This window comes from Streptomyces malachitofuscus, assembly GCF_055571035.1.
The window spans coordinates 252,607-266,571 of sequence record NZ_JBVIGA010000009.1 but is presented as its reverse complement, the minus strand read 5'-3'; the positions used below and the strand labels follow the sequence as shown (position 1 = coordinate 266,571).

Annotated in this window: 12 protein-coding genes, 1 rRNA gene and 1 riboswitch; of the genes, 12 read left to right on the top strand and 1 reads right to left on the bottom strand. The window is 69.9% G+C overall.

Annotation, left to right across the window (positions count from 1 at the left end; translation table 11 throughout):
* The 11 genes from rrf to ACZ44S_RS16050 form a co-directional block, all read left to right on the top strand.
* Positions 1-95 (top strand): 5S ribosomal RNA (gene rrf, locus ACZ44S_RS16100); the annotation flags it as partial.
* A gap of 108 nt (positions 96-203) precedes the next feature.
* Complete coding sequence (locus tag ACZ44S_RS16095; RefSeq protein ID WP_466929168.1) at positions 204-812, top strand: CDP-alcohol phosphatidyltransferase family protein; 609 nt, start codon at positions 204-206, stop codon at positions 810-812.
* A gap of 114 nt (positions 813-926) precedes the next feature.
* On the top strand, positions 927-3,422 hold the full coding sequence (locus ACZ44S_RS16090; protein WP_466929167.1) for a sugar phosphate nucleotidyltransferase: 2,496 nt from the start codon (positions 927-929) through the stop codon (positions 3,420-3,422).
* Positions 3,423-3,529: 107 nt separating this feature from the next.
* Positions 3,530-4,426 (top strand): DUF881 domain-containing protein, encoded by an 897-nt coding sequence (locus tag ACZ44S_RS16085; protein ID WP_466929165.1) that lies wholly within the window; start codon positions 3,530-3,532, stop codon positions 4,424-4,426.
* Complete coding sequence (locus tag ACZ44S_RS16080; protein ID WP_003988855.1) at positions 4,423-4,755, top strand: small basic family protein; 333 nt, start codon at positions 4,423-4,425, stop codon at positions 4,753-4,755. Before ACZ44S_RS16085 ends, ACZ44S_RS16080 begins: the two co-directional genes overlap by 4 nt.
* Positions 4,756-4,760: 5 nt before the next feature.
* Entirely contained in the window at positions 4,761-5,654 is an 894-nt protein-coding gene (locus tag ACZ44S_RS16075; protein WP_466929163.1) for a DUF881 domain-containing protein, read from the top strand.
* A 61-nt stretch (positions 5,655-5,715) separates the two neighbouring features.
* Positions 5,716-6,648, top strand: a complete 933-nt coding sequence (locus ACZ44S_RS16070) for an FHA domain-containing protein (protein ID WP_466929159.1) — start codon at positions 5,716-5,718, stop codon at positions 6,646-6,648.
* 38 nt (positions 6,649-6,686) lie between these two features.
* Positions 6,687-7,430, top strand: a complete 744-nt coding sequence (gene ftsR, locus ACZ44S_RS16065; protein ID WP_466929157.1) for a transcriptional regulator FtsR — start codon at positions 6,687-6,689, stop codon at positions 7,428-7,430.
* 82 nt (positions 7,431-7,512) lie between these two features.
* Complete coding sequence (locus ACZ44S_RS16060; RefSeq protein WP_004934251.1) at positions 7,513-7,986, top strand: bifunctional nuclease family protein; 474 nt, start codon at positions 7,513-7,515, stop codon at positions 7,984-7,986.
* 194 nt (positions 7,987-8,180) lie between these two features.
* Entirely contained in the window at positions 8,181-8,864 is a 684-nt protein-coding gene (locus ACZ44S_RS16055; protein WP_466929155.1) for a MerR family transcriptional regulator, read from the top strand.
* A 52-nt stretch (positions 8,865-8,916) separates the two neighbouring features.
* A complete protein-coding gene (locus ACZ44S_RS16050) occupies positions 8,917-10,308 on the top strand; it encodes a DNA polymerase IV (protein WP_466929152.1) in 1,392 nt (463 codons plus the stop codon).
* Between the two features lie 10 nt (positions 10,309-10,318).
* Here ACZ44S_RS16050 and ACZ44S_RS16045 read toward each other — a convergent pair whose 3' ends face one another.
* Positions 10,319-10,693 (bottom strand): PRC-barrel domain-containing protein, encoded by a 375-nt coding sequence (locus ACZ44S_RS16045; protein WP_190163725.1) that lies wholly within the window; start codon positions 10,691-10,693, stop codon positions 10,319-10,321.
* A gap of 113 nt (positions 10,694-10,806) precedes the next feature.
* Positions 10,807-10,902: riboswitch (glycine riboswitch) on the top strand.
* 174 nt (positions 10,903-11,076) lie between these two features.
* Between ACZ44S_RS16045 and gcvP the strand changes: the two genes are divergently transcribed.
* The gene (gene gcvP, locus ACZ44S_RS16040; protein ID WP_466929149.1) at positions 11,077-13,962 is read left to right on the top strand and encodes an aminomethyl-transferring glycine dehydrogenase; all 2,886 of its coding nucleotides are present in this window, start codon (positions 11,077-11,079) and stop codon (positions 13,960-13,962) included.
* Positions 13,963-13,965: the final 3 nt, after the last annotated feature.

Genomic DNA, 13,965 nt, shown 5'->3' with positions numbered 1-13,965 from the left:
AAACGCCCGGTTACATTCCGAACCCGGAAGCTAAGCCTTACAGCGCCGATGGTACTGCAGGGGGGACCCTGTGGGAGAGTAGGACGCCGCCGAACTCCTTTTAGAGCTCCGGCTCTTGGGCGTACAGCCCGAGAGCCGGAGCTTTTTTGCGTTGAGGTAAGGTCGGGGGCATCGTCGACACGTTTCCCACAGGAGGATCCCGGGTGGAGGTCCAGGAGACGCGGGTCCAGACAGACCGCGTCCTCACCATCCCGAACATGCTCAGCATGGCGCGGCTCGTTGGCGTACCCGTGTTCCTGTGGCTGATCCTCAGGCCCGAGTTCGGCGGTCCGAAGAGCGACGGCTGGGCGCTCCTGGTCCTGGCCTTCAGCGGCGTCAGCGACTACCTGGACGGCAAGCTGGCGCGACGCTGGAACCAGATCAGCAGCCTCGGCCGGCTGCTCGACCCGGCCGCAGACCGGCTCTACATCCTTTCCACCCTCGTAGGTCTCACCTGGCGCGAGATTCTCCCGCTCTGGCTCACGATCGTGCTGCTGGCCCGTGAGCTGGTCCTGCTCGTCATGGTGGGGATCCTCAGGCGGCACGGCTATCCGCCGCCCCAGGTGAACTTCCTGGGGAAGGCCGCCACGTTCAACCTGATGTATGCCTTCCCACTGCTCCTGCTCAGTGACGGAAGTGGCTGGATCTCGTCACTCGCTGCTATTTTCGGCTGGGCGTTCGCCGGATGGGGTACAACCCTCTATTGGTGGGCAGGAGTGCTATACGTGGTCCAAGTCCGCCGCCTGATCCGTGCGGACGCTGTGGCCGATTGACCTCGCTGATTGCTTCGCGCATTGTGGCGCGAAGCCCGTAGTGGAAATGTGCGGGAGAACTCTGGCGGGTGAAGTCGGCCAGACCGTCGTCTCTTCGAGGAGGACGCTTCCGACATGAAGGCCGTCGTGATGGCCGGAGGCGAAGGCACCCGCCTTCGCCCCATGACCTCTAGCATGCCCAAGCCGCTCCTGCCGGTGGCCAACCGGCCGATCATGGAGCACGTGCTGAGGCTGCTCAAAAGGCATGGGCTCAACGAAACCGTTGTGACTGTCCAGTTCCTTGCGTCACTCGTCAAAAACTACTTCGGTGATGGCGAAGAGCTCGGAATGGAGCTCACCTACGCCAACGAGGAGAAGCCGCTCGGTACCGCCGGGAGCGTCAAGAATGCCGAGGAGGCGCTCAAGGACGACGCCTTTCTCGTCATCTCCGGCGATGCCCTCACCGACTTCGACCTCACCGAGCTGATCAATTTCCACAAGGAAAAGGGCGCCCTCGTCACGGTCTGCCTGACCCGTGTGCCCAACCCGCTGGAATTCGGCATCACGATCGTGGACGAGGAAGGCAAGGTCGAGCGCTTCCTCGAGAAGCCGACCTGGGGACAGGTCTTTTCCGACACCGTGAACACCGGCATCTACGTCATGGAGCCGGAGGTCTTCGACTACGTCGAGGCCGATGTGCCCGTCGACTGGTCCGGCGACGTCTTCCCGCAGCTCATGAAGGAGGGCAAGCCGATCTACGGCTACGTCGCCGAGGGCTACTGGGAGGACGTGGGCACCCACGAGAGCTATGTGAAGGCCCAGGCGGACGTCCTGGAAGGCAAGGTCGACGTCGACATCGACGGCTTCGAGATCTCTCCGGGCGTCTGGGTCGCCGAGGGCGCCGAGGTCCACCCCGACGCCGTCCTGCGCGGGCCGCTGTACATCGGCGACTACGCCAAGGTCGAGGCGGGCGCGGAGATCCGCGAGCACTCGGTCGTCGGATCCAACGTCGTCGTCAAGAGCGGTGCCTTCCTGCACAAGTCCGTTGTCCACGACAACGTGTACGTCGGGCCGCACAGCAATCTGCGCGGCTGCGTCGTCGGCAAGAACACCGACATCATGCGGGCCGCGCGGATCGAGGACGGCGCCGTCATCGGCGACGAGTGCCTCATCGGTGAAGAATCGATCGTCCAGGGCAATGTGCGGGTCTACCCGTTCAAGACCATCGAGGCCGGTGCCTTCGTCAACACCTCGGTGATCTGGGAGTCCAGGGGACAGGCGCACCTCTTCGGCGCCCGCGGGGTCTCCGGCATCCTGAACGTCGAGATCACCCCCGAGCTCGCCGTCCGACTTGCCGGCGCCTACGCGACGACCCTGAAGAAGGGCTCGACCGTCACCACGGCCCGCGACCACTCCCGAGGCGCCCGCGCCCTGAAACGGGCGGTCATCTCCGCGCTGCAGGCCAGCGCCATCGACGTACGGGACCTGGAGAACGTGCCCCTGCCCGTGGCGCGGCAGCAGACCGCGCGGGGCAGCGCGGGCGGCATCATGATTCGCACCACTCCCGGGGTGCCGGACTCCGTCGACATCATGTTCTTCGACGGGCAGGGCGCCGACCTGTCGCAGGGCAGCCAGCGGAAGCTGGACCGGGTGTTCGCCCGGCAGGAGTACCGGCGTGCCTTCCCGGGTGAGATCGGGGACCTGCACTTCCCGGCGAGCGTCTTCGACTCGTACACGGGGTCCCTGCTGCGCAACGTCGACATCACCGGCATCGCGGAGTCCGGGCTCAAGGTGGTCGTGGACGCGTCCAACGGAAGCGCCGGCCTGGTGCTGCCGAGCCTCCTCGGCAAGCTGGGCGTCGACTCGCTGACCATCAACCCGGGCCTGGACGAGTCCAGGCCGACCGAGACGGCCGACATGCGGCGCTCCGGGCTGGTCCGGCTCGGGGAGATCGTGGCGTCCTCCGGAGCCGCGTTCGGCGTGCGGTTCGACCCCGTCGGCGAGCGGCTGTCGCTGGTCGACGAGAAGGGGCGGATCGTCGAGGACGACCGGGCGCTGCTCGTGATGCTCGACCTCATCGCCTCCGAGCGGCGCAGCGGCCGGGTCGCGCTGCCGGTGACCACCACGAGGATCGCCGAGCAGGTGGCGGCCTATCACGGCACGCAGGTCGAGTGGACGACCACCTCGCCCGACGACCTCACCCGCGTGGGCGGCGAGGAAGGCACGATCTTCGGCGGCGACGGCAAGGGCGGCTTCATCGTCCCGGAGTTCAGCAGCGTCTACGACGGCACGGCGGCCTTCGTACGGCTCATCGGGCTGGTCGCGCGCACCCAGCTCACGCTCAGCCAGATCGACGCGCGCATCCCGCGGGCGCATGTGCTCAAGCGGGACCTGGCGACCCCGTGGGCCGTCAAGGGCCTGGTGATGCGGCGGGTCGTGGAGGCGGCCGGGGACCGCTTCGTGGACACCACCGACGGCGTGCGGGTGGTGGAGGCGGACGGCCGCTGGGTGATGGTGCTGCCCGACCCCGCCGAGGCGGTCACCCATCTGTGGGCCGAGGGCCCCGACGACGCCTCCGCGCAGGCGCTGCTGGACGAGTGGTCGGCCGTCGTGGACAGCGCCGGACGGTAGAAGGAGCGGTACGTGTGCGTGCCGGACAAGTGTCCCCAAGGGGGCCTGTCCGGCACGCCGGTAGGGCCGTTCGGAGGTAGGGGCCGCGGCGTGCGACGATGTGCCGCATGCCGCAGCAACCCCCCGTTCGGAGCACACCCGCGCGGCCCGCGCGCCCGGACGCCTCCATGTCGTTGATCACCAACGTCATGGACCACAGCCTCGACGACGGCTACGCCGAGGCCGCCGCGCGGAAGAAGGCCGACGGGGACGGCGGTCTGCCGAAGACCCTCAGGGCGAAGCTCGGCCTCGCCGTCGGCCTGGTGCTGGCGGCGCTGATCGTGACCGTCGGTGCCGCGCAGGCCCGGGTGGAGGCTCCCGCCGTCGCCAAGGAGCGCGAGGAGCTGATCGACCGGATCGACGAGGAGACCGAGGCCGCGGACCGGCTCGAGGACAGTGTCGACGAACTGCGCGCGGACGTGGGCGCCCGGCAGCGCGAGGCGCTCCGGCACAGCGGTGGAAACGACCGGTCGGCCCTGGTGGGCATGCTGTCGGGCGCCACCGCGGTGCACGGGCCCGGGGTGCGGCTCGTGGTGAACGACGCCGAGGACGCGAGCGCGGGCGGTGACGGCGACGCCCGGTCGACCTCGGGGTTCTCCGACACCGGGCGGGTCCGTGACCGTGACATGCAGCGGGTGGTCAACGGCCTGTGGGAGTCCGGTGCCGAGGCCGTCTCGATCAACGGGCAGCGGCTGACCGCCCTGTCGGCGATCAGGGCCGCGGGAGACGCGATACTGGTGGACAACAGGCCGCTGGTGCCGCCGTACACGGTGCTCGCGGTGGGGGACGGCGGGCGGCTCAGCGAGCGCTTCCAGAACAGCGCGGACGGACTGTACTTGCACGCCCTGCAGGAGAACTACGGCATCAGGACCGCGATCTCCGCGGAGGACGACGTCCGGCTGCCCGCAGCACCGAGTGTGACCGTACGTACCGCACAGCCGATAACCGAGAAGGGCACATCGTGATCGCCGTACTGGGCCTCGTCGTGGGAGTCGTGGCCGGACTGTTGGTCCGGCCCGAGGTTCCGGCGGTCGTCGAGCCTTACTTGCCGATCGCCGTCGTCGCGGCGCTCGACGCCGTGTTCGGAGGGCTGCGGGCCATGCTCGACGGGATCTTCGACGACAAGGTCTTCGTCGTGTCGTTCCTGTCGAACGTGGTCGTCGCCGCGCTGATCGTGTTTCTCGGCGACAAGCTCGGCGTGGGGGCCCAGCTGTCCACGGGCGTGGTGGTCGTCCTCGGCATCCGTATCTTCTCCAACGCCGCGGCGATCCGCCGGCACGTGTTCCGGGCGTGAGGCCGATGAGTGAGCACGAGCACGACGAGTCCACGCGCCCGGCGGTGTCCCGGCCCAGGACCGCTCCCGAGGAGCCGTCCCCGGCCGGCCTGCGCAGGGAGCTGCCCGCGGAGGTACCCGCGTCGGCCCCCGCGCCCTCGGAGGAGGGCGTGACGCAGGAGCCGGCCGGGCCGGATCTGACCGGACGGCAGCGGCTGGCGAAGGGGCTGTGGCCGCCGCGGATCACCCGTGCCCAACTCATCGTCGCCCTGCTTCTGTTCGGTCTGGGATTCGGACTGGCCGTCCAGGTGGCCTCGAACAGCGACGGCGACAGTGCGCTGCGCGGGGCACGTCAGGAAGATCTCGTGCGCATCCTCGATGAACTCGACGACCGCACAGAGCGTCTTGAGGACGAGAAGCAGGGCCTCGAGAAGCAGCGCGACGAGCTGGAGAACAGCTCCGACCAGGCGGAAGAGGCCCGCAAGCAGACGATCGAGAAGGAACGGCAACTCGGCGTCCTCGCGGGCACCGTGGCCGCGCAGGGGCCGGGGATCACGATGACCATCGAGGACCCGAAGGGAACGGTCGAGTCGGACATGCTGCTCGACGCCGTCCAGGAGCTGCGCGCGGCCGGTGCCGAGGCGATTCAGGTCAACGGTGTGCGGGTGGTGGCGAGCACCTATCTGACGGATTCGGGCGGCGGGATCGCGGTGGACGGGAACAAGATCACCGCGCCCTATCGTTTCAAGGTCATCGGCAAGCCGCAGGACCTCGAGCCGGCGCTCAACATCCCCGGAGGCGTGGTGCAGACTCTCGAGAAGGAACAGGCCACCGTTACCGTGGAGCGGTCGAGCAAGATCGTTGTGGATGCCTTGCGGGCGGTGAAGCGGCCTGACTACGCTCGGTCGTCCTCCCGGTGAACCGGGGGTGCATGGGGGACGTCCGGCCAGGGCATGAGGTTGCGGGGGGTCGGCGCACCGAATGGGTGGTGCGTGGTGGAAACTGTCTGGCGGAGGCGGACGTTGTGAAGATGTCCGGGTCGGCCAATGTGTTCAGTCAGGGTTCGTCCTGCCCCACGGGCGGGTCTGTTTCGGTCAAGGGGAATCGCCCGTGAAGTTGTTTGCGAAGTTGTTCGGCAAGAGCGCGCGGCGAGAGGACAGCGACAACGCGACCGCTCGTCATCGCGCACAGCCTGATGCGGAAGGTCAGCGTCCGCTGTTTCGGGACCAGCTGGGTCAGGGCGCGCCGTCCGTTGACCCTGCGCAGTCGGGCGGCATAGGTTTTGGACAGCCGTCGACCTCAGGTACGGGCGGGGGGTTCTCCGACCCGTACGCGTCCCAAGCCCCCGGTGGGCAGCCGCGGCAGGAGGATCCGTCCATGTCGGCCCTGGTGTGTACGAGGTGCGGTAACCGCAACGCGGAGAACAGCCGCTTCTGCTCCCACTGCGGTGCGCCGCTGAGGCCCGGAGTGGCCCCGGAGCGCCCCTCGGAGACGACGTCCACGATCTCGATCTCCGGCCTCGAGGCCTACGACGCCGAGGCCACCGGCCAGACGCCGATGCCGACGCTCTCTCCGGAGGCGCAGGCGGCCGTCGACGCGCTGCCGATGGGTTCGGCGCTCCTGGTCGTGCGCCGCGGGCCGAACTCGGGCAGCCGCTTCCTGCTGGACGGCGACCTGACCACGGCCGGGCGTCACCCGCAGAGCGACATCTTCCTGGACGACGTGACGGTCTCCCGGCGGCATGTGGAGTTCCGCCGCAGCCCGGACGGCTCGTTCACGGTCGCCGACGTCGGCAGCCTGAACGGCACGTACGTCAACCGTGAGCGGATCGACCAGGTCGCCTTGTCCAACGGTGACGAGGTGCAGATCGGCAAGTACCGGCTGGTCTTCTACGCGAGCCAGCGGAGCTACTGACCTCCCCGGATTCCGTCCGGGGACTCCAGGGAAGGTCCATGCCTCAGACACCGAGCGGCGGTGCCGGCCACGGCGCCGCCGCCGCGGACACCGGACTGATGAGCATCGGCGCGGTGCTTGGCGTGCTGCGTGAGGAATTTCCCGAGGTCACCATCTCCAAGATCCGCTTCCTGGAGTCGGAAGGGCTGATCGAGCCGCAGCGGACCCCGTCGGGGTACCGCAAGTTCAGCGCCGGGGACATCGAGCGCCTCGGCCATGTGCTGAGGATGCAGCGGGACCACTATCTGCCGCTCAAGGTGATCCGGGAGCACCTGGCGGCCATGGAGCGCGGGGAGGCCGTCGGGCTGCCCGCGCTGAGCCGTCCGGGTGACGGGGACGCCGATCCGGAGCCGGCCGCCGAGGACGGGCCCACGACGGCCCGCATCGGCCGCGCTCAGCTGCTCGCGGCCGTCGGCGCAGGAGAGCCCGAGCTCGCCGAGTGGGAGTCCTACGGGCTGCTCACTCCGGTCGAGGACGGGGTGTACGACGCCGAGGCGGTCACCGTCGCCGGTCTCATCACCGAGCTGGGGCGGTTCGGCATCGAGCCACGCCACCTCAGGGCGATGAAGGCCGCCGCCGACCGGGAGGCGGGCCTGGTGGATCAGGTGGTTGCCCCGCTGCGCCGCCACCGGAACCCGCAGACGCGGGCGCACGCCCAGGCCCGTACGAAGGAGCTGGCCGGCCTCGCGGTGAAGCTGCACGCGGCGCTGCTGCAGTCGGCGCTCGGGGTACGGCTGCCGTGAGCCACCGGATCAGGAGGCCGGATCGGGCACCCGTTCCCTGCCCGACTACCCAAACGTCCCGGGCACGGCCTAGGGTTGCTGTGTGAACGAGCTCGATGTCGTAGGTGTCCGGGTCGAGATGCCCTCCAACCAACCGATCGTGCTGTTGCGTGAAGTGGGCGGCGACCGCTACCTCCCCATCTGGATCGGACCGGGGGAGGCGACGGCCATCGCCTTCGCCCAGCAGGGCATGGCACCCGCACGGCCGCTGACCCACGACCTGTTCAAGGACGTGCTGGAGGCTGTCGGACAGGAGCTCACGGAAGTGCGCATCACCGATCTGCGCGAGGGCGTCTTCTACGCCGAGCTGGTCTTCGCCAGCGGGGTCGAGGTGAGTGCCCGTCCCTCCGACGCCATAGCGCTGGCCCTGCGCACGGGCACGCCGATCTACGGCAGCGACACGGTGCTCGACGACGCCGGGATCGCCATCCCGGACGAGCAGGAGGACGAGGTGGAGAAGTTCCGCGAGTTCCTCGACCAGATCTCGCCGGAGGACTTCGGGACCAGCAACCAGTGACCGAGGGCGACCGGCGCCGCATCAACCGGCCGCGAGGGCCCCGGCGGAAGGCATTCGGCTAGCCTTTCCCCACGGTGGGGCACGGGAAACCACTCTTAGGGTGATTATCACTCGGCGTGCCGAGTGTGGCGATCGTTGACGCACCCTTGGTGACTGCCTACCGTCGAGGAGGCAGGTCAAGGACGGAGGTCGGCGTGAGAAGCAGCGGCGACGGTACGGCTGGGGGTGCCCCCGAACCCGGTTTCGGGGCGAGCGGGCCGTATCCTCCCCAGAGCTCGCGGCTCCGCGTGGGCGGGGCGTATCCGGTGCAGAGCAGCCCGATCGATCACGTTCCGCAGTGGCCGACGGCGGTGCCGGACGGCGGAGGGGCGGCGGCCATGGCGTCCGAGGAGATCGGCTACCGGGGTCCCACGGCCTGCGCGGCCGCCGGCATCACCTACCGGCAGCTCGACTACTGGGCCCGCACCGGACTGGTCGAGCCCAGTGTGAGACCGGCCCATGGGTCGGGGACACAGCGGCTGTACAGCTTCCGCGACGTCGTCGTCCTGAAGATCGTCAAGCGGTTCCTGGACACCGGTGTCTCACTGCAGAACATCCGCACCGCCGTTCAGCATCTGCGCGAGCGCGGCTTCAGCGACCTGGAGCGCATGACGCTGATGAGCGACGGAGCCACGGTCTACGAGTGCACCTCGCCCGACGAGGTGCACTCGCTGCTCCAGGGCGGCCAGGGCGTCTTCGGCATCGCGGTGGGCGTGGTGTGGCGGGACGTCGAGAGCGCGCTCTCGCAGCTGCACGGGGAGCGCATCGACACCGGCGAGACCCTGGTCGGCCACAACCCGATGGACGAGCTGGCGCGCCGGCGCAACAAGGCCGTCTGAGAGCCCCTGAGTGAAGAGGGCAATGTCAGTGGCGTAGGGCAGCATCGGACATGTGAGATCCGCGCCCACGATCCTGCATCTCGACATGGATGCCTTCTTCGCCTCGGTGGAGCAGGCGTCCAAGCCGAGCCTGCGCGGGAAGGCCGTCGTCGTGGGCGGGCTCGGTCCCCGGGGTGTGGTCGCCACGGCCTCGTACGAGGCCCGGGTCTTCGGTGTCCACTCGGCGATGCCCATGTCCCAGGCCCGGCGGCTCGCGCCGAACGCCGCGTACCTGGTGCCGCGGTTCGCCCTCTACCGGTCGATCAGCGAGCAGGTGATGAAGCTGCTGCGGGCCCTGTCGCCCCTGGTGGAGCCGCTCAGCCTGGACGAGGCGTTCGTGGACCTGGAGGCCGGTGGCACCGCCTGGGACGAGCGGTCGGCCCGCCTGGCCGGAGCCAAGCTCCGCGCGGACATACGGGAGGTCACGGGGCTCACCGGGTCGGTGGGGCTGGCGGCCTCCAAGATGCTGGCGAAGATCGCGTCGGAGCAGGCCAAGCCGGACGGGCTGGTACTCATCGAGCCGGGGACGGAGCGGGCGCTGCTGGGGCCGCTGTCGGTCCGCACCCTGCCGGGCGTGGGGCCGGCCACGGGAGACCACCTGCGCCGGGCCGGTATCCACACGGTCGACGAGCTCGCCGAGGCGGGGGAGGACGAGCTCGTACGGCTGCTGGGCAAGGCGCATGGGCATGCGCTGTTCGCCATGGCCCTGGCCCGGGACGAGCGGCCCGTGGTGGCCGAGCGGGAGACCAAGTCGGTGTCGGTCGAGGACACCTACGACGTGGACATCCACGACCGGGTGCGGGTGGGGACGGAGGTGCAGCGGCTCGCCGACCGGTGCGTGCGCAGACTGCGGGGGGCGGGCCTGTCGGGCCGGACCATCGTGCTGAAGGTGCGGCGGTACGACTTCTCCACGCTCACCCGGTCCGAGACCCTGCGGGGGCCCACCGACGATCCGGCCGTCGTGCGGGAGGCGGCGGCACGGCTGCTGGACTCGGTCGACACCACGGGCGGGGTGCGTCTGCTGGGGGTCGGGGTCAGCGGACTGGCCGACTACACACAGGAGGACCTGTTCGCGCAGGCCGCCGGCGGGCGCGAGGAGGATCCGGTCCGCGAGGAACCCGAGGCCGCGCCCGCCGCCGAGGGGCCGGCGCCCGCCGAGCGGCGCTGGCCCGCGGGACACGACGTACGGCATGCCGTGCACGGCCACGGCTGGGTGCAGGGCAGCGGGCTGGGCCGGGTCACGGTGCGCTTCGAGACCCCCGACTCGGGCCCGGGCCGGGTGAAGACCTTCCGCGTCGACGATCCGGCCCTGGAACCGGCGGAGCCGCTGCCGCTGGTGTCACGCGGACCGGAGGAGGGCGAGGGCGTGAAGGCGGGCGGAGGGGCCGGGCCGGAGAGCGGGTGAGCGGGACGGGTCAGGCCTGATGGTCCTTCCCCGCGAGGTCGCCGAAGTCGCGGTCCGGAAGGGGCGGAGGGGCGGCGATGTCCAGACCGTAGTGGTGGTAGAGCTGGAGCTCCTGCTCGGGCGAGAGATGACGGCCCACGCCGAAGTCGGGAGCGTCCTTGATCAGAGCCCGTTCGAACGGCACGTGGAGGGCGCCGTCGATCAGTTCGCTGGGCTCCAGCGGGACGAAGGCGTCCCTGCTGAACAGGCCGGTGCGTATCGCCGCCCACTCGGGAACACCGGTGGCGTCGTCGAGGTACACCTCGTCGATCGTGCCGATCCTGGTTCCGTTGCGGTCGAACGCCTTGCGGCCGATCAGGTGGCGCGGATCGATGTCGGTCTGCACGGGCCCTCCACTGGTTGCAAACTCATCCGTAAGCACTACAAAAAGGCACAATCGACGGTGCGGCCACTCGAGGCCCCCGTGCTGTGCTCGCTGGTACCCTGGCAATCGGCCGCTGACCCCGTGCGGGAGAGTCCTCCGGACACCATCGGAGGCGCCGAAGGAGCAAATCCTCCCCGGAATCTCTCAGGCACACGTACCGCACGGACGAGGTCACTCTGGAAAGCAGAGCGGGTGTCGACGGCTTCCGCTCTCACCGACGGTGAAAGCCGGATTCCTTCGGGCGGTCCGGTGAAGCTCTCAGGTCGAGATGACAGAGGGGGAGGCCGTCCGGGCACCTGCGCCGTGGTGCCCCTCGAAGGTCGTCGGACCAGGAGGCCTCCTCAATGACCGCCCCTCGCACCCCGCTCTCCGAGCTCGAACAGGGAATCCCCTTCGAGCAGCGCCACATCGGCCCCGACCACGAGGCCCGGGCCAAGATGCTCGCCCAGGTCGGGTACGGCTCGCTGGACGAGCTGACGGCCGCCGCCGTGCCGGATGTCATCAAGAACGCCGACGCGCTGGACCTGCCGGGTGCGCGGAGCGAGGCCGAGGTGCTGGCCGAGCTGCGTGAGCTGGCCGACCGCAACCAGGTGCTCGGCTCCATGATCGGTCTCGGGTATTACGGCACCTTCACCCCGCCCGTCATCCTGCGCAACGTGATGGAGAACCCCGCCTGGTACACGGCGTACACGCCGTACCAGCCCGAGATCTCCCAGGGCCGGCTCGAGGCGCTGCTGAACTTCCAGACCGTGGTCGCCGAGCTCACCGGCCTGCCGACCTCCGGTGCCTCCCTGCTCGACGAGGGCACCGCCGCCGCCGAGGCGATGGCGCTGTCCCGGCGCATGGGCAGGAACAAGAAGGGCCTGTTCCTGGTCGACGCGGACGCCCTTCCGCAGACGATCGCCGTGATGGAGACCCGCGCCGAGCCGACCGGCGTCGAGGTCGTCGTCGCCGACCTGAGCGACGGCATCCCCGCCGAGCTCGCCGAGCGCGACATCAACGGCGTACTGATCCAGTACCCGGGCGCCTCCGGTGCCGTACGCGACATCAAGCCGCTGATCGACCAGGCGCACGAGCTGGGCGCGCTCGTCACCGTCGCCGCCGACCTGCTCGCCCTCACCCTGCTGAAGTCGCCCGGTGAGCTGGGCGCGGACATCGCCGTCGGCACGACGCAGCGCTTCGGTGTGCCGATGGGCTTCGGCGGACCGCACGCCGGCTACATGGCCGTGCAGGAGAAGATGGCACGCAGCCTGCCCGGGCGGCTCGTCGGCGTCTCCGTCGACGCCGACGGGCACAAGGCCTACCGTCTCGCCCTCCAGACCCGTGAGCAGCACATCCGCCGCGAGAAGGCCACCAGCAACATCTGCACCGCCCAGGTGCTGCTCGCCGTCATGGCCGGGATGTACGCCGTCTACCACGGCCCGGAGGGTCTGCGGCTGATAGCCCGGCGCACCCACCGGTACGCCACGGTCCTCGCCGAGGGGCTGCGGGCCGGCGGAGCCGAGATCGTGCACGGCTCCTACTTCGACACGCTGACCGTGCGCGTCCCCGGGCGGGCTGCCGAGGTTGTCGCCGCCGCCCGCGACAACGGCGTCAACCTGCGCCTCGTCGACGGCGACCTGGTCTCGATCGCCTGCGACGAGACCACCACCCGGGACCGGCTGGCCGCCGTGTGGAGCGCCTTCGGTGTCGAAGGAGACGTCGAGGCGCTGGACGCGGCCGCGCGGGACGCGCTGCCGGACGCCCTGCTGCGCACCGACGAGTACCTGACGCACCCCGTCTTCCACCAGCACCGCTCGGAGACGGCGATGCTGCGCTATCTGCGCCGGCTCGCCGACCGCGACTACGCGCTGGACCGCGGCATGATCCCGCTGGGCTCCTGCACCATGAAGCTCAACGCGACCACGGAGATGGAGCCGGTCACCTGGCCCGAGTTCGGGCAGCTGCACCCGTTCGTGCCCGCCGAGCAGGCTCAGGGCTACCTCACGCTCATCCGCGAGCTGGAGGAGCGTCTCGCCGAGGTCACCGGCTACGACACGGTCTCCCTCCAGCCCAACGCGGGCTCCCAGGGCGAGCTGGCCGGCCTGCTCGCGGTACGCGGCTACCACCGGGCCAACGGCGACGAGCAGCGCACCATCTGTCTCATCCCGTCCTCCGCGCACGGCACCAACGCGGCGAGCGCCGTGATGGCCGGCATGAAGGTCGTCGTCGTGAAGACGTCCGACGACGGCGAGGTCGACGTCGCGGACCTGCGGGCCAAGATCGCGCAGTACCGCGACGAGCTCGCCGTGCTGATGATCACCTACCCCTCGACGCACGGTGTGTTCGAGGAGCACGTCGCCGACATCTGCGCCGAGGTCCACGAGGCCGGCGGCCAGGTGTACGTGGACGGCGCCAACCTCAACGCGCTGGTGGGTCTGGCCAAGCCCGGCCACTTCGGCGGCGATGTCTCCCACCTGAACCTGCACAAGACCTTCTGCATCCCGCACGGCGGCGGCGGTCCCGGCGTCGGCCCGGTCGGCGTGCGGGCGCACCTCGCCCCCTACCTGCCGAACCACCCGCTCCAGCCCGAGGCGGGGCCGGAGACGGGCGTGGGGCCCATCTCGGCGGCGCCGTGGGGCTCTGCGGGCATCCTGCCCATCTCCTGGGCGTACGTCCGGCTCATGGGCGGCGAGGGCCTGAAGCGGGCCACGCAGGTGGCCGTGCTCAGTGCCAACTACATCGCCAAGCGTCTCGAGCCGCACTACCCGGTGCTCTACACCGGACCCGGCGGGCTGGTCGCACACGAGTGCATCATCGACCTGCGCCCGCTGACCAAGGCGACCGGCGTCAGCGTGGACGACGTGGCCAAGCGCCTGATCGACTACGGCTTCCACGCCCCGACGATGTCGTTCCCCGTGGCCGGCACCCTGATGATCGAGCCCACCGAGTCCGAGGACCTGGCCGAACTCGACCGGTTCTGCGAGACGATGATCGCGATCCGCGCCGAGATCGAGAAGGTCGGCTCCGGCGAGTGGCCCGCGGACGACAACCCGCTCCGCAACGCCCCGCACACCGCCGCGGCGCTCGGCGGGGAGTGGGAGCACGCGTACGACCGCGAGGAGGCCGTCTTCCCGGCAGGGGTGAGCGCCGCCGACAAGTACTGGCCGCCGGTCCGCCGGATCGACCAGGCCTTCGGCGACCGCAACCTGGTCTGCTCCTGCCCGCCGCTGGACGCCTACGAGGACTGACGT